We start from the raw sequence: 15445 nt of genomic DNA on the forward strand, positions 1-15445 counted from the left end.
GCCCCTCCATGCAAGCATCAGGATTCGGTCGGTCGACCGAATTCAGTGTCAAAAACCATAAATTCTCTGACGAGTCAACTTGATCGGTCGCTCGACCGAGATAGAGTGGAGGGACGTCCAGCCCCGGACAGGAGAAGCTATGATCCGCCCAGATTGCACCGCTAACAGCGGCAGCCACGCCGCATGACGGACGCTGCCGAAGCCGTTACCCCGCCGCAGAACAAGCAAAAGCGCGACACGCGCGCCGAACTGATTTCGGCCGCCGAGTTATGCCTCCATCAAGGCGGTTATGCCGATCTGTCGACGCGCCGCGTTGCCGAGATCGCCGGCGTTCCGCTCAGCCAGATCCATTACCATTTCGGCTCCAAGGAACGGCTGTTCCTGGCCCTGCTGGACCATCTGAACGAGGGCCTGCTGAAGCGCCAGGCGGAGACCTTTGCGGCACCGATGCCGCTGTGGCAACGCTGGGAGCGCGCTTGCGATTTCCTCGACGATGATCTGGCGTCCGGCTATGTCCGGATCCTGCACGAGATGATCGCGGCAAGCCTGTCGAGCCCCGAAATCGCCAAGGCGGTGCGCCGCGACCTGCGCGGCTGGTTCGAACTGCTGGACGGACTGGCGCAAGAGGCGGAGCAGCGGTTCGGCGGCCTCGGGCCATTCTCCGCCGCCGAAGTAACCAGTCTGGTCAGCGCCGCCTTCCTCGGCAGCGAGACGATGATCCTGCTGGAGATCGAGGGCCCGCATGTCCCGGTGCGGCAGGCGCTGCGCCGCTTCGGCGAAACCATCCGGCGGATGGAGGAAGCGGCGCCCGGCAGCTAGCCAGCCAAGTCGAGCCGCATCAGCCTTTGCGGCTGCGCATCAGCGCTTCGAGTTCGCTGTCGCCGCCTTCCGGCAGCATGATGCGAACATGGGCGTAGAGATCGCCATGGCCGCCGGCCTTTTCCGGCAAGCCCCTGCCCTTCAGGCGCAGCACCTTATCGGAACTCGACCAGGCCGGAATGTTGACCGCCAGCCTGCCGGTCGGCGTGTCGACCGGCACCTTGGCGCCCAGCACCGCGTCGGCCAACGCTACCTCCAGATCGGCATGCAGGTCACGGCCTTCGATGCGGTAGCGCGGGTGCCTGCGGATACGGATCTTGACCAGCGCATCGCCCGGCTGTCCCGGCCCCTGCTCGCCCTGGCCCTTCAGCCGGATGGTCTGGCCATCCTCGACATAGACCGGCAGCTTGACCGCGATCTTGCGGCCGTCGGGGAACATCGCCGTCACCTTTTCGGCGGTCGCTATCTCCTCGATGGTGACGTCGAGCGTGACGTTCAGATCGGCGGCGGTCGCCTGCTGGCGGCGGTCGCCTGTTCCGGCGCCGCGCGCGCCGGAAAAGGCGTCGCCGAAGATCTGGCTGAAAATGTCGCTGTTGCCGTCGAACGGATCGCCGCCCGGACGCCCCGATCGGAATTCGAAGCGCGAGCCGCCGGCGCCCTGCTGGCGGCGGAAGCCACCGAACGGATCGCCGCCGCCGGCTGCGCCCTCGAAGCCCTGGAATTTCGGCTTGCCGTCGGCGTCGATCTCGCCGCGGTCGAAGGCCGCACGGTTCTTCTCGTCGCCGACGACCTCATAGGCCTGATTGGCGGCGGCAAAACGGTCCTTGGCCTTGGGATCATTCGGATTCTGGTCCGGATGATACTTCTTGGCGAGCTTGCGGTAAGCCGATTTTATGTCCTTGGCCGATGCGTTCTTGGCAACGCCCAGCACCTCATAGGGGTCGCGCATGCGTCCTGCCCTGGAAAATGAGTTAAATCCACGTTGGCCCTTATATGCGCTCCCATAGGAAGAAATTCCAGTGGCGCGCAGGCTTATCGAGGGTTGAAATTGCGATGCCCGCAAACCTCGAAAATCAGAGCGGTTTGAAGTCCTGCATGTGCCAGCCGCCGGCCGCGGCGATGCACAATTGCCCCTTGAACAAAGCGACGCCGTCGAAGCTTTCGCGCGAGGCGGTAAAGCTGCGGCAGGCCTGGCCGTTGTCCTGCACTTCGGCGAGTTCGGTGATGGAGCCCCGCGAGCCGGTGTCGGCATTCGCCCACGGCACGGCCTGGCCGCGAAGCTCCTGGATGTCGGCGGAAGACACCGCATTGCCGATCGTGGTCTGGTCGGAAGCGTTGTCGGCATCGACCGATGTCGTTTGGGCCGGCGCACTCGAGGTGACGATGGAGCGGTCGACCTCAGCCTTTTCCAGGCTGAACCCCCCGGCACCGCAGGCGGCAAGCGGCAAGGCGACGATCACGATCACGGCTTTCGAACTGGCCGAAGCGATAACGCTCCATTGCCCGCTGTCAAAAGCTTGCGCGATACGCGACAATCGGCAACCTCCTGAAGCTCGAGACAATTTGAGAAAAACTATGAGTGACACTGAGTTAACAACTGGTGACTTTACCGAGGCCGCCGAGCCGTTCCGGCTCTTTGCCGCCTGGCTGGAGGACGCAAAAAAAAGCGAAATCAACGATGCCAACGGCGTCGCGCTGGCAACCGTCGATGCCGACGGCATGCCGGATGTGCGAATGGTGCTGCTCAAGGGGTTCGACGAGGGTGGCTTTGTCTTCTACACGAATTTCGAGAGCGCCAAGGGCCGCGAGATTCTTGGCAGCATGAAGGCGGCGATGTGCTTCCACTGGAAATCGCTGCGCCGCCAGGTGCGCATACGCGGACCGGTGGAAATCGTCAGCGACGTCGAGGCGGACGCCTATTACGCGACGCGGCCGCGCGGCAGCCGCATCGGCGCCTGGGCCTCGAAACAGTCGCGGCCGCTGGAAAGCCGTTTCGCGCTGGAGAAGGCGGTGGCCGAATACACGGCGCGCTATCCGATCGGCGAGATTCCGCGGCCAAAGCACTGGTCAGGCTTCCGCATCGTGCCGCAGGCGATCGAATTCTGGCACGACCGACCGTTCCGGCTGCATGACCGCCTGGTCTTTTCGCGCAATGCCGAAGGCGGCTGGGACAAGACGCGGCTCTATCCCTGACCGATATTCAGGACTTTTTCCTGGTCATGAAAGCGGTCAGCGCGGCGCGCGCTTCGTCGGATTTCAGCCGGTCACGGAAATGCGCGCTTTCCTCGCCGATGCGGGCGACCAGGTCCTCACGCGAGCCGCGCATCAGGTCACGGGCGATCTTCAGCGCCTGCGGCGGCTTGGCGGCGATTGCGCCGGCAGCAGCCAGCACAGCGGCTTCGAGCGCGCCTTCCTCGACGACCTCGTAGATCAGGCCGGCGGCCTTGGCGCGCTCGGCGGAAAAGCCTTCGCCAAGGCCAAGCAGAGCGAAAGCGCCCTGACGGCCGAGGATGAGCGGCGCAAGCAGGCTGGAGCCCGCTTCCGGCACCAGGCCGAGGTCGACGAAGGGCGTGCGGAACACCGTGTGCGGCGTGGCAAAGGTCAGGTCGCAATGCAGGTTGAGCGTCGTGCCGATGCCGACCGCAATGCCGTCGACGCCGGAGACCATCGGCTTTTCCGTTTTGGCCAGCGCCATCAGGAAGTCCCAAACTTCGTTGCCGCCTTCGCCGCCGGTGGCGATGACCAGGAAGTCGGCGAGGTCGTTGCCGGCCGAGAAGGCGCCGGGCACGCCGAGGAAGACATGAACGCGGACCGCCGGATCGGCATCGCCTTCGGCAAGGGCGTTGGACATTGTCGCGTACATGGCGCGCGTCAGCGCGTTCTTCTTGTCCGGACGGTTCATGCGGATGATCTGTACGGCGCCCTGGCGCTCGATGAGAATATGGTCTGTCACGGTCATTTTTCCCTGGTAAGCGCTTTAAGTATTCAGGCTGATATCAGCGTCTTGCCGGCGGCGGCGAGGCTTTCGGCTCCATCGACGACGCGGTCCTTCAAGGCGCTGGCTTCGCCAAGCAGGTTTTCGGCGAAGAAGCGGCAAAGGGCGATGCGGTCCTGCTCGGCAAGTCCGCCACGCGCCAGATAGGCGCCGCCGGCGGCAAGCGAGATCAGCCTGAGATAGGGCGTGGCACCGGCCAGCGCTTCGTCGAAGCGGCCTTCGGCCAGCAGCTTCTGCAGGAAGCGCGTCGCCTCGCTCAGATCATCGAGCGCACGATCTAGGCTTTCAGCGGTGCGGCCGAAGCCTTGGAGGTTGGAGGTCCGCACTTCATCGGCGACCGCCTTCAGTTCGGCGATGTAGCCATGCACATGCTCGCCGCCGCCGAGCGGCAATTTGCGCGCCACGAGGTCGATGGCCTGGATGCCGTTGGTGCCCTCATAGATCGGCGCGATGCGGGCATCGCGATAAAGGGCGGCCGCCCCCGTCTCCTCGATGAAACCCATACCGCCATGCACCTGGACACCGAGCGAGGCGACGTCGACGCCGACATCGGTGGAGAAGGCCTTGGCCAGCGGCGTCAAAAGATTGGCGCGGTCACGCCAATGCGCGGCCTCATCGCCGGCCGAGACTCGCGCCAGGTCGATGGCGTGGGCGCAGGAATAGGAGATGGCGCGGGCGATCTGGGTCAGCGCCTTCATGGTCAGCAGGTTGCGCTGCACGTCGGGGTGATGGACGATCGGCGCCATGCCGGCGCCGGTGTAATTCGACGCCTTGCCCTGGCGGCGCTCATTGGCATAGGCGATCGCCTTCTGCGTCGCGGCTTCAGCCACCGCCACGCCCTGCATGCCGACGCAAAGCCTGGCGTTGTTCATCATGGTGAACATGCAGGCCAGCCCCTTGTTCTCCTCGCCGATCAGCCAGCCGACGGCGCCGGGCGTGGCATCCTGAAACCCGTCGCCATAGATCATGGTGCAGGTCGGCGAGCCATGGATGCCGAGCTTGTGCTCGAGGCCGGAGCAGAAGACGTCGTTGCGGGCGCCGAGCGACCCGTCATCGTCGACCAGGACTTTCGGGACCAGGAACAGCGAAATGCCGCGCGTGCCGGCCGGCGCATCCGGCAGCCGCGCCAGCACAAGATGGATGATGTTGTCGGTGAAATCATGCTCGCCATAGGTGATAAAAATTTTCTGGCCGAAGATGCGATAGGTGCCGTCGCCGGCAGGCTCGGCGCGGGTTCGCAGTGCGGCGAGATCGGAACCGGCCTGTGGCTCGGTCAGGTTCATCGTCCCCATCCATTCGCCGGAAACGAGCTTTGCCAGATATTTGGCCTTGAGCGCCTCGGAGGCATGCTTGTCGAGCGCCTCGACCGCGCCCATGGTCAGCGTCGGGCCGATGCCGAAGGCCATGGCGGCCGAATTCCACATTTCGAGCGCGGCGACGCCGAGCATGGTCGGCAGGCCCTGGCCGCCGAACTCTTCCGGCCCCGACAGCGCGTTCCAGCCACCGTCGATCCAGCTGCGGTAAAGCGCCTTCCAGCCGGGCGGCGTGGTCACTGCCGCATCCTTCAGCACCGCGCCGTGCTCGTCGCCGATCTTGTAGAGCGGCGCCACTTCCTCGCTGGCGAAGCGGCCGGCCTCTGACAGGATGGCGTCGACAAGGTCTTCGCCGAGATCGCCGAACGCGCCGCTATCGAGCGCCGGCTTGAGGCCGGCGACATGCTTGAGCGTGAACGAAATGTCGTCGACCGGCGCCTTGTACATGCCGCTTTCTCCTCCGCTGCTCGCCTCCTCGATCCTAGGACCCGGGCCGATGCAAAACCATCCGCCTTTGGGCGGCCTCCGATCTTCTTTTTACGTAAACGTCAAACTTTGTCACGCGGATTTTGCACCGAACTTCGTCATCCACTGGCGGAGCGGAAGCGAAGCGGACGCCGAGTACCCATGCCGCGACCTCGCGCGCAGGGTGCAACGGCTCAGAATTCTGGGCCGTGGCAACGCGTCGAAGTCGCGGCATGGATTCTATGGTCTGCGCCGCGTCGCTTCGCTCCTTGCTTCGCCATAGAATGACGAAATCGCGAGGGCTTTAGCCAATTTTCGAGGCCGCACTACCTATCAAAATTTCTGCGGCAAGGAATGACATCCTGCTGTTATGATCTCTCGGAAAGACAGGCCATCGACAGATTGGACCGGGCAACATGCTTGCCAGACCTGAGACATACCGTTGCATCGAATGCGGCCTGCCATATCAGGCAAGCGGCTTCTGGTATTATCATGGCGATCTCCAAAGAGGCCCCGCCTACTGGACCGATCGCGGCATATTGTGCTCGCCGCAATGCTCGCTCGCTCATCACCGCAAGCGCGCCGCCGAAGGCACGCTGCCGCAAGAACCGGCGCCTGATCCGCTTGAGGTGCGGACGGTTACGCGGCGGTGAGCGGCGGAACTGGCAATCTCCCCCCTCGTGGGGGAGATGCCCGGCAGGGCAGAGGGGGGCGTGAAGGAACGCCAACCTTATTCATTTTCCAACCAATCGGGGACAAGCCTCTGGTCGCAATTGCGATCGATTGAGAGGGCAGAGGGACAGCGCCCCCCTCTGTCCTGCCGGACATCTCCCCCACGAGGGGGGAGATCGGATGTCACGCGGGCTTTCGCCAGTGCCTCTCTGAAAGCACTTCCTTAACCATAGCGGTTCACCATCGGTGTTTGGTCAGCGGGGATCCCCTGTTTGAAAACGCCGGCGCATCTTCTTCGCCGCTCAGCGATCGCTCTCGCGGCGATGATGTCGCTGACATCGGCGGCTAAAGCTTCGGACTTCTCCGAGCCGTGGCGGGATGGCGACCGCGCGCTCGTCGTCGACGCCTATGAATACAATTCCATCGACTGGGCGCAACTCTCCACCGATAAGCGCGTCGTCGGCTTCATCAACAAGGCCTCCGACGGGCTGCCGCCGCCCTATTTCTGCTACGGCGACGAAACTACAGTCAAACTCTGCAAGACGCTGTGGAAACGCTATGCGGTGACGCGCGAGTTGTTCCAGACGCGCAAGGTGGTGGCCAAGGCGCTCGGCCTGAAATGGGGCGCCTATCATCTTGCCCGGCCCGGCAATCCGGTCGAGCAGGCGAACAATTTCATCGATTTCGCCGAACCGGCGCCGGATGATCTGCTGGCCCTCGACCTCGAAGGCAACGACCCGACGCAGTGGATGTCGCTGGAGGATGCCGAGGAATTCGTGCGCCAGGTCCACCGGCGACTCGGCCGTTTCCCGATACTCTACACCAACGGCAAGACCGCCCAGTACATCGCCGACAACCGCTATCAATACCGGCTGCTGTCGCGGCTGCCGCTCTGGTATGCGCGCTACAAGCCGGACATCGACGTGCATTTTCCGATGGGCAACTGGCAGGGCTATGCGCTGTGGCAATTTTCGGCGCAAGCCAATTGCGGGCGCCTGCGCTGCCCCTACCGGGTCGCCGGCACGCCCAACGACATCGATGTCAACGTCGCGCCGATGGATGCAGCCACGCTGCGCCAGCAATGGCCGTTCGGCGGCCTGATCGATGTGCCGCCCGATTACCTCGCCTCGATCCCGGTGCCGGTTTCGCGCGCAGCCGGGCTCGCCGGCAAAGTCACCATCACCTATGCCGATGTGGCGACGCCACCGACAGTCGAGGAGATGGTAGCGGTGATCGGCGCGCGCTGGCAGACATTTCGCGCCGCCTTCCGCATGCCGGTGGTCAAGACGGTGCCGCGCCGCGCGCGCTTCGGCATTGCCGAGTATGTCGCCTGGAAGCGGACCGCGTATCGCTCGGAGGCTCTGCTCGAGGCAGCCTTCTCCCAGGCCGCCGACCCGGTCAGCACCGCTTCGACCGAACTCGTTCGCGAGCGCTGAAGCCTGCCGATATTACCCGGCCGCGTCGGCTTTTTCCCGCGCCACCGCCTGCCAGCCTATGTCGCGGCGGCAAAAGCCTTGGGGCCAGTCGATGCGGTCGAGCGCGGCGTAGGCGCGGCTCTGCGCTTCGCCCACCGTCTTGCCCGACGCGGTGACGTTGAGCACGCGGCCGCCATTGGCGACCAGCGCGCCGCCATTGATGGCGGTGCCGGCATGGAAGATCTCGACGCCGTCGCCGGCGGCTTCGTCCAGCCCGCGGATGACCGAACCTTTTTCCGGCGTGCCGGGATAGCCTCGCGCCGCCATCACCACGGTCAGTGCGGCATCGTCGCGCCAGCGCACAGAACTGTGCGCAAGCTGGCCGTCGACGGCGGCGTTGAGCAGCACCAGCAGATCGTCCTTCAGCCGCATCATCAGCACCTGGCATTCGGGATCGCCGAAGCGGGTGTTGTATTCGATCAGCTTCGGCCCTTTGTCCGTGATCATCAGCCCAGCGAAAAGAATGCCGGCGAAGGGCGCGCCAAGCTCGGCCATGCCGCGCATCGTCGGCTCGACGATCTCGCGCATGGTGCGCTCGACCATGTCGGGCGTCATCACCGGCGCCGGCGAATAGGCGCCCATGCCGCCGGTGTTTGGGCCGGTGTCGCCGTCGCCGACGCGCTTGTGGTCCTGCGCGGTGCCGAAGGGAAGAGCCGTGGCGCCGTCGCACAGGCAGAAGAAACTCGCCTCTTCGCCGGTCATGAATTCCTCGACCACCACTTCCGCCCCGGCGTCGCCAAAGGCGCCGTCGAAACAGGCATCGAGCGCTGCTCGCGCCTCGTCCAGCGTCATGGCGATGGTGACGCCCTTGCCGGCGGCCAGCCCGTCGGCCTTGATGACGATCGGCGCACCGACTCTTTCGACATAGGCCTTGGCCGCGGCCAGATCGGTGAAGCGGCCATAGGCGGCGGTCGGGATGTCGTATTTCGCGCAGAGGTCCTTGGTGAAACCTTTCGAACCTTCGAGCCTTGCCGCCCGCTTCGACGGGCCGAAGACGCGGATGCCTTGATCGCGCAGATCATCGGCAATGCCGGCGACCAACGGCCCTTCCGGGCCGACGACGACGAGGTCGATCGCATTGTCCTTGCAGAAAGCAGTAACAGCGGCATGGTCGCCAATGTCGAGCTTGACCAGTTCGGCCTCGCCAGCAATGCCTGGATTGCCGGGCGCGGCATAGAGCTTGGTCAGCAGCGGCGAGGCCGCGATCTTCCAGGCCAGGGCATGTTCGCGGCCGCCGGAGCCGATCAACAAAACGCGCATGCCGATGTCCCTTGTCATTTCACGACAGGGATTGCGCTATTGCGCCGGGCGGCGCGGGTCAAGAGCTTTACCTTGCGCCATGCCGGTTGCGCACGGGAACGTCGCGCGCACCGGCAACCGAAGTGAGCCGCTCAGCTCTGGAAGACAACCGGGAACCAGTCCTCGCGCAGTTTCTGGCCGGGCTTCATGTCATGGCCGGGATAGGGCGGCGAGGTGCGGCCTGGACGCTCGACATAGCGCGCATCGTCACCAACCCAGCGCAGCGACAGCGCCCGACGCCGGGCCGCCGTCGGATTGCCGCGCGCGCCATGCGCGGTGCGGAAGTCGAACAGGATGGCGTCGCCCGGCTCCATCTCCCATTCCAGCACCTTCAGCGACGGGTCGTTGTCGGGATCGGGCACCGGCAGATAATCACCCTCGCCGGCATAGAAATTGCTGTCGTCGAGCCAGCGCACCGGCAGGATCATCTTGTCCCATTTGTGCGAGCCGGCGATCAGCCTCAGCGTTGCTTCCTTGACCGGGTCGATCGGTATCCAGAAGCTGACGGTCTGGCTGCCATCGACGAAATAATACGGGATGTCCTGGTGCCAGGGCGTCGGCTTCTGCGTGCCGGGTTCCTTGACCAGCACATGGTCGTGGAAGAACTGCGCGCTGCGCGACTGCATTGCCGCCGCCGCCAGTTCGGCGGCCGGTGAATTGCGCACCACATCGACGAATTCGGGGATACGCTCCCAGTTGCAATAATCGTCGAAGAAGCTGCCCTTGCCATTGGCGATATCCGACGCTGTGGCGCTGCGGTTTTGCATGTTGCGCTCGATGCCGGCGGCGATGGTGCCGACCCAGTCCTTGAAAGCGCCGCGTATACAGACCGCGCCATCGCGCTGGTAGTCGGCAATCGCTGCGGCATCGATATGTCTGGCGGCCATCTCATGTCTCCCCTGTTCGATGACCGACTATCGCAGCCGCCGCACATCGCGTAAAATAATAACTTCTCATCTCTCTTATAGTTCTGGCCTATGAACCTGACCCTCACCCAATTGCGCTATCTCGTTGCTGTCGCCCGCCAAGGCAGCGTCACCGCGGCCGCCCGGATGCTGAACGTCTCACAGCCGTCGATCTCGGTGGCGATCGACAATGTCGAAGCGACGCTCGGCCAGAAACTGTTTGTGCGCCAGCGCGGCAGCGGCATTGCGCTGACCTCGTTCGGCCGCGGCGCGGTGGCCAAGGCGAAGCAGGTGCTGGCCGAAGCGGACGAACTGGTTGGGCTCGGGACGCGCGACGCCGATGTCGGCGGCGAGCTGGTGCTCGGCTGCTTCGAGGATCTGGCGCCCTATTTCGCGCCGGCGCTGATCCGCGCGTTTTCGCAACGCTGCCCGGCGGTCACTGTGGTCGTGCGCGACGAGACCTTCGAGACGCTGGGCCGGCGGCTCGGCGATGCGGCAATAGATCTCGGCCTGACCTACGATCTCGGCCTGCCCTCGCACTTCGCCCGCATCCTGCTGCATGAGCTGCGGCCGCACGCGCTTCTGCCGCAAGGCCACCCGCTGGCCAGCCAGGCCAGCGTCAGCCTGGCGGAGCTGGCGGCCCATCCGCTTGTTACCACCGACCAGCCGCACAGCTGGCAGCATATGCTGGACCTGTTCCTCAGCCGCGGCCTGTCGCCGATCTCGCAATCGACGACGAGTTCATTCGAACTGCAGCGCAGCATGGTCGCCAACGGTTTCGGCGTCGCGGTGAGTTACACAAGGCCCTATGGCGACAGGAGCTATGACGGCCTGCCGCTGGTCTGCAAGCCGCTGTCCGATCCGCTGCCGATGCAGCGCATCATCCTCACCCATGACACAAGGCAAAGGCTGTCGAAGGCGGCGCTGGCCTTCATCGAGGTGGCGAAGGAATGGTTCGCCACGCACGATGTTTTCACCGCCTGAGCGACAATGCGGCCGCTTGACGGCGCTCGCGGCTGCTGCCACTCCAGCACGATGGAAACCATCCAGTCGAAAGCCGCCCAGGGCCGCGTCGCCGACGCACCGAGCGGCCATTGGGTCTACAAGATATTGCCGCGCTGGCTGTGGCCGTGCGCGCAGCTTGCGCGCTGGGACCGGCCGATCGGCTGGCAATTGCTGCTGTGGCCCTGCTGGTGGTCGGCAGCGCTTGCGGCCAGCGCCTATCCGCGCCCCACCGACCCGCTGCTGACGCTGCTGCCGTCGCCGTGGTTCCTGTTCCTGTTCTTTGTCGGCGCCGTCGCCATGCGCGGCGCCGGCTGCACCTACAACGACATTGTCGATCAGGACATCGACAACAAGGTCGAGCGCACGCGTTCGCGGCCGCTGCCGGCCGGCAAGGTGACGCGCCGCCAGGCTTGGATATTTCTGGTCATCCAGGCCTTGCTGGGCCTCGTCGTGCTATTGCAGTTCAACGACTTTGCCATTCCGCTCGGCATCGTCTCGCTGGTGATCGTTGCCGTCTATCCCTTCATGAAGCGCTTCACCAACTGGCCGCAATTCGTGCTTGGCCTCGCCTTCTCCTGGGGCGCGCTGATGGGCTGGGCGGTCGAGTTCGGCGATCTCGATGGCCCGGCCATCATGCTCTATATCGGCTCGATCCTGTGGGTGATCGGCTACGACACGATCTATGCCCACCAGGACAAGGAAGACGACGCCATTGTCGGCGTGCACTCGACGGCGCGGCTGTTCGGCGACAACACCAGGACATGGCTGGTCGGGCTCTATGGCGGAATGCTGGTGTGCTTCGCCATCGCCTTTGCCTCGGCGCAGGCGCCGGTGGTGGCGCTGGCCGGGCTGATCGCCGCCGGCGCCCATATGGCGCGGCAGATTGCGGTTCTGGATATCGACGATCCCGATCAGTGCCTGCGGCTGTTCAAATCGAACAACCAGGTCGGCTGGCTGATCTTCGTCGGCCTGATCGGCGGTGCGCTGTGGGTGGCGCTGAAGCCGCTGGTGTAGGCTCCCTCTTCCTTCTCCCTTTGTGGGAGAAGGTGGATCGACGCGCAGCGCCGAGACGGATGAGGGGTGCTCCAGCGGAGTGAGGCGTTGGCGTTCCCTGGAACACCCCTCATCCGTCTTGCCGCTTCGCGGCAATCCACCTTCCCCCACAAGGGGGGAAGGAGAAGAGCGCTCTACTCTCTCGAAATAATCTCCTGGCCGTCGATCACCAGTCTCAGCCCGAGATTGCCGGCCCTGCGGCGGGCGAGGAAGCGCGGGCGGCGCGTGGTCGAGACCCGGCCCTTGCGGCGATCCTTGGCCGGCAGCGCCTTGATGGCGGCGCCGAGCGATTCCTCAAGCGTGCGGGCAATGCCGTCGGATTCGATCAGCAGCATCTGCAGCCGGTAGGCGTCGGCCCAGGCGCGCCAATCGGCGGCGACATCGTCGAGATCGTCGGCCACCAGCAGCGGCACCGACAACATCGGGTCATTGTGAAGGAGTTCGAGCGTCACCGTGACATTGCCTTCCGGATCCTCCATCGCGCGGGCGGCGACGCCGCGAAACGCGTTGGCGGGCAGCGCAATGATCGCCGGCACGCCGCTCATCTCGAGCGTGCGGCGGATGACGGCGCCACGCTGGTCGATGGTGAAGGTTACGTCGCCATAGTCGTCGCGCGTGGCATAGCTGACCACTTGCGGCAGGCGGAATGGGTCAAGACGCATATTGCGCCCAGCCCAGACGGGCTTCAGTACACTGTTCATCTACTGCCTTCCTGTGTTTCTCCTGAGAGCCGCTTTCACGGACCTCACCGGGCCAGTTTTCCCAGCCTCGTTATGGCGAAACGTTAGCGCGGGCTCCTTACCGCCGCGCTTAAGAAAGTCAGTTAAATTTTGCTGATCTCAGGGGATGGTTATCGGAATGAGACCAGCCACAAGATGTCGAAAGGATCAGATAACCTTACCGGGATTCATGATGCCGGCCGGATCGAAAGCGGCCTTCACCCGGCGCATCAGATCGATCGCCATTGGCGGCGCGGTGGCGATCAGTTCGTCGCGCTTCAATTGGCCGATCCCATGCTCGGCCGAGATAGAACCGTGGAAGGCGCGTACGACATCGTGCACGGCATGGTTCATGGCGTGATAGAGGCCGAGAAACGCTTCATCGTCGGCGTCCTTCGGCCGGGAGATGTTGTAGTGGAGATTGCCGTCGCCCATGTGGCCGAAGCAGACGACGCGCGCCTGCGGGCTGACCGAGGCGACAGCGCCGGCAGCCTTGGCGACGAACGCAGGTATGGATGCCACCGGCACCGAAATGTCATGCTTGATCGAAGCACCTTCGGGCTTCTGCGAATCCGGCAGCACTTCGCGGAAATTCCAGAAGGCGTCGCCCTGCGCCAGGCTTGCCGCGATCACCGCATCGCCGACAATGCCTTGCTCGAGGCCTTCCGACAGCACCTCCTCGATCAGCCCCCTGGCGTCCTCGGCCGAACGGCCGGATGACACCTGCATCAGCACATACCAGGGCCAATTCTCGGCCAGCGGCCGGGTGACGCCCTGTGCGTGGCGCAGCGTGAAATCATAAGGGCGCTGGCCGATCAGTTCGAAGGCGGTGAGTGCGGCCCCTGCCCGGTCCATGGCCAGGCTGAACAGCGAAAGCGCTGCTTCCGGCGACGACAGGCCGGCAAAGGCGACTTCGCGCCCCTTGGGCTTGGGAAACAGCTTCAGCACCGCGGCGGTGATGATGCCGAGCGTGCCTTCGGCGCCGACAAACAGGTTCTTCAGATCGTAGCCGGTGTTGTCCTTCTTCAGTTTGCGCAAATCGTCGAACACCTCGCCGGTCGGCAGCACCACTTCGACGCCGAGGCAGAGTTCGCGCGCATTGCCATAGGCAAGCACGCCGGTGCCTCCGGCATTGGAGGACAGATTGCCGCCGATCTGGCAGGAGCCTTGCGCGGCGAGCGACAGCGGAAACAGCCGGTCGGCGGCGTCGGCCGCTTCCTGCAGCGTCTGCAGGATAACGCCGGCCTCGACGGTCACCGTGTTGGAGAAGACGTCGATCTCGCGAATGCGGTTCAGCCGCGACAAAGAAAGCACGATCTCGCGGCCGGATGCGTCAGGCACCTGGGCGCCGACCAGCCCGGTGTTGCCGCTTTGCGGCACGACCGGCGTTCCCGTCTCGCTCGCCAGCCGCATGATACGGCTCACCTCGTCGACGCTGCCGGGACGCAGCACCAAGGCCGTCCTGCCGTGCCACAGCCCGCGCCGCTCGGTAAGATACGGCGCAATATCGGCTTGGTCGCGCAGTGCATATTTTTCGCCGACAATGGCAGTGAAGCGGTCGATGAGAGCGGGATCGAGGTCGAAGGGGGAGTCGTTCATCGGCGCAAACTATGGCGCTCAGTCGAGCTTGTCACGGGGGGCAGCGGCACGAAACAGCCGATCGTTGATCGCCTCGCCAAGCCCATCGAACGGGATCGGCTCGACAGCGATCGTCGCCGCACCGCTGCGGTCGAGTTCCTGCAAATACGCGAACAGATTGCTTGCGGCTTCGCGCAAATCGCCTGACGCGGACAGGTTGCGCAAGGCGGCCGCCGCTTGCCAGCCTTCGGCGCGGTCGCCACCAAAGGCCAGCAAGGCCTCGCCTTCAGCCACACTCTGTGCATCGAGCCGCACCGATGCGCGCGGCGCATAATGCGACGCCAGCATGCCGGGCGCCTCAATGCCGGCTGTCGCGCCGCGCTGCAGCTTAATGCCGGTGACGGCCTCGATATCGGCGGCAGCGATGCCGCCTGGCCTCAGCAGCCGCACGCTGTTGCCTTCGACCTTGACGATGGTCGATTCCAGCCCGACCGGGGTGGCGCCGCCATCGACCACCAGCCGGATTTTGGCGCCGAGATCGGCCGCCACGGCTTGCGCTGTCGTCGCGCTTATCTTGCCCGAAGAGTTCGCGCTGGGCGCGGCCAGCGGCCGGCCGAGCCTGGCGATCAGCTCTCCGCCGAAGCCCCTCGGCATGCGCAGCGCGATCGTGTCCAGCCCGGCGGTGACCAGCGGATGGATGCCGTTGCCGGGTTGGAGCGGCAGCACCAGCGTCAGCGGCCCCGGCCAGAACGCCTCGGCCAGCCGTTTCGACAGCGGATCGAAGGCCGCAATGCGCTCTGCCATCGCCAGATCGGCGACATGGGCAATCAGCGGGTTGAAGCGCGGCCGGCCCTTGGCTTCGAAGATGCGGGCGACGCCGACGCCATTGGTCGCGTCGCTGGCCAGTCCATAGACGGTCTCCGTCGGGATGGCGACCACGTCGCCGCCCTCAAGCAGCGCCAACGCCTGCTCCATCGCTTCGCCGACGGATAGTATCTCAGCCACTCGCTTCACCTCACAGGCACCGGACCTAAAGCGCGTCGCGCTGAACCGGATTCATGCGACGCGCTTTAGGTCTTTGTTTTGATGCATGTCGTTCTCTCAAAACCGGGGCCACTTTTGAGCGACATGCATTAGAGCGGTTCAG

At 64.6% G+C, this 15445-nt stretch carries 15 protein-coding genes; 6 read left to right on the forward strand and 9 right to left on the reverse strand.

Annotated features, from left to right (window positions below; genetic code table 11):
• Nucleotides 1-183: 183 nt before the first annotated feature.
• The gene (locus tag NKH54_RS09680) at nucleotides 184-819 is read left to right on the forward strand and encodes a TetR/AcrR family transcriptional regulator (protein ID WP_023743671.1); all 636 of its coding nucleotides are present in this window, start codon (nucleotides 184-186) and stop codon (nucleotides 817-819) included.
• A 19-nt stretch (nucleotides 820-838) separates the two neighbouring features.
• On the opposite strand, the gene NKH54_RS09685 is transcribed toward NKH54_RS09680, so the two are convergent.
• Together NKH54_RS09685 and NKH54_RS09690 are read right to left on the reverse strand one after the other, a co-directional pair.
• Complete coding sequence (locus NKH54_RS09685) at nucleotides 839-1768, reverse strand: DnaJ C-terminal domain-containing protein (RefSeq protein WP_023692090.1); 930 nt, start codon at nucleotides 1766-1768, stop codon at nucleotides 839-841.
• A 124-nt stretch (nucleotides 1769-1892) separates the two neighbouring features.
• Nucleotides 1893-2354, reverse strand: coding sequence for an RT0821/Lpp0805 family surface protein (locus NKH54_RS09690; protein WP_353028108.1), 462 nt, complete (start codon nucleotides 2352-2354; stop codon nucleotides 1893-1895).
• A 40-nt stretch (nucleotides 2355-2394) separates the two neighbouring features.
• Between NKH54_RS09690 and pdxH the strand changes: the two genes are divergently transcribed.
• A complete protein-coding gene (pdxH, locus tag NKH54_RS09695; RefSeq protein WP_353028109.1) occupies nucleotides 2395-3012 on the forward strand; it encodes a pyridoxamine 5'-phosphate oxidase in 618 nt (205 codons plus the stop codon).
• 7 nt (nucleotides 3013-3019) lie between these two features.
• Here pdxH and NKH54_RS09700 read toward each other — a convergent pair whose 3' ends face one another.
• Nucleotides 3020-3772 (reverse strand): crotonase/enoyl-CoA hydratase family protein, encoded by a 753-nt coding sequence (locus NKH54_RS09700; protein WP_353028110.1) that lies wholly within the window; start codon nucleotides 3770-3772, stop codon nucleotides 3020-3022.
• A 32-nt stretch (nucleotides 3773-3804) separates the two neighbouring features.
• A complete protein-coding gene (locus NKH54_RS09705; RefSeq protein ID WP_353028111.1) occupies nucleotides 3805-5574 on the reverse strand; it encodes an acyl-CoA dehydrogenase family protein in 1770 nt (589 codons plus the stop codon).
• 434 nt (nucleotides 5575-6008) lie between these two features.
• Between NKH54_RS09705 and NKH54_RS09710 the strand changes: the two genes are divergently transcribed.
• Nucleotides 6009-6245, forward strand: coding sequence for a hypothetical protein (locus tag NKH54_RS09710; RefSeq protein ID WP_353028112.1), 237 nt, complete (start codon nucleotides 6009-6011; stop codon nucleotides 6243-6245).
• Nucleotides 6246-6587: 342 nt separating this feature from the next.
• Nucleotides 6588-7700 carry a glycoside hydrolase family 25 protein gene (locus NKH54_RS09715; protein WP_502907502.1) on the forward strand — a complete coding sequence of 371 codons (1113 nt, stop codon included), beginning with the start codon at nucleotides 6588-6590 and terminating at the stop codon, nucleotides 7698-7700.
• Between the two features lie 12 nt (nucleotides 7701-7712).
• Here the strand turns inward: NKH54_RS09715 and purD are convergent, their stop codons facing one another.
• The gene (purD, locus tag NKH54_RS09720) at nucleotides 7713-8999 is read right to left on the reverse strand and encodes a phosphoribosylamine--glycine ligase (RefSeq protein ID WP_353028115.1); all 1287 of its coding nucleotides are present in this window, start codon (nucleotides 8997-8999) and stop codon (nucleotides 7713-7715) included.
• Between the two features lie 131 nt (nucleotides 9000-9130).
• Nucleotides 9131-9925, reverse strand: a complete 795-nt coding sequence (locus NKH54_RS09725; RefSeq protein ID WP_353028116.1) for a phytanoyl-CoA dioxygenase family protein — start codon at nucleotides 9923-9925, stop codon at nucleotides 9131-9133.
• Between the two features lie 90 nt (nucleotides 9926-10015).
• Here NKH54_RS09725 and NKH54_RS09730 point away from each other — a divergent pair, with 90 nt between their 5' ends.
• Both NKH54_RS09730 and ubiA read left to right on the forward strand, forming a co-directional pair.
• Nucleotides 10016-10927 carry a LysR family transcriptional regulator gene (locus tag NKH54_RS09730; RefSeq protein ID WP_353028117.1) on the forward strand — a complete coding sequence of 304 codons (912 nt, stop codon included), beginning with the start codon at nucleotides 10016-10018 and terminating at the stop codon, nucleotides 10925-10927.
• A gap of 51 nt (nucleotides 10928-10978) precedes the next feature.
• The gene (gene ubiA, locus NKH54_RS09735; protein ID WP_353028246.1) at nucleotides 10979-11962 is read left to right on the forward strand and encodes a 4-hydroxybenzoate octaprenyltransferase; all 984 of its coding nucleotides are present in this window, start codon (nucleotides 10979-10981) and stop codon (nucleotides 11960-11962) included.
• 173 nt (nucleotides 11963-12135) lie between these two features.
• Here the strand turns inward: ubiA and NKH54_RS09740 are convergent, their stop codons facing one another.
• From NKH54_RS09740 to NKH54_RS09750, 3 genes are all read right to left on the reverse strand, one after another.
• Nucleotides 12136-12702 carry a DUF6101 family protein gene (locus NKH54_RS09740; protein ID WP_353028118.1) on the reverse strand — a complete coding sequence of 189 codons (567 nt, stop codon included), beginning with the start codon at nucleotides 12700-12702 and terminating at the stop codon, nucleotides 12136-12138.
• A 186-nt stretch (nucleotides 12703-12888) separates the two neighbouring features.
• Entirely contained in the window at nucleotides 12889-14319 is a 1431-nt protein-coding gene (locus NKH54_RS09745; protein ID WP_353028119.1) for an FAD-binding oxidoreductase, read from the reverse strand.
• 18 nt (nucleotides 14320-14337) lie between these two features.
• The gene (locus tag NKH54_RS09750; RefSeq protein ID WP_031209625.1) at nucleotides 14338-15303 is read right to left on the reverse strand and encodes an L-threonylcarbamoyladenylate synthase; all 966 of its coding nucleotides are present in this window, start codon (nucleotides 15301-15303) and stop codon (nucleotides 14338-14340) included.
• Between the last annotated feature and the right edge of the window lie 142 nt (nucleotides 15304-15445).

Origin of the sequence: Mesorhizobium sp. M1004, assembly GCF_040318795.1 — a bacterium.
Lineage (GTDB): Bacteria > Pseudomonadota > Alphaproteobacteria > Rhizobiales > Rhizobiaceae > Mesorhizobium.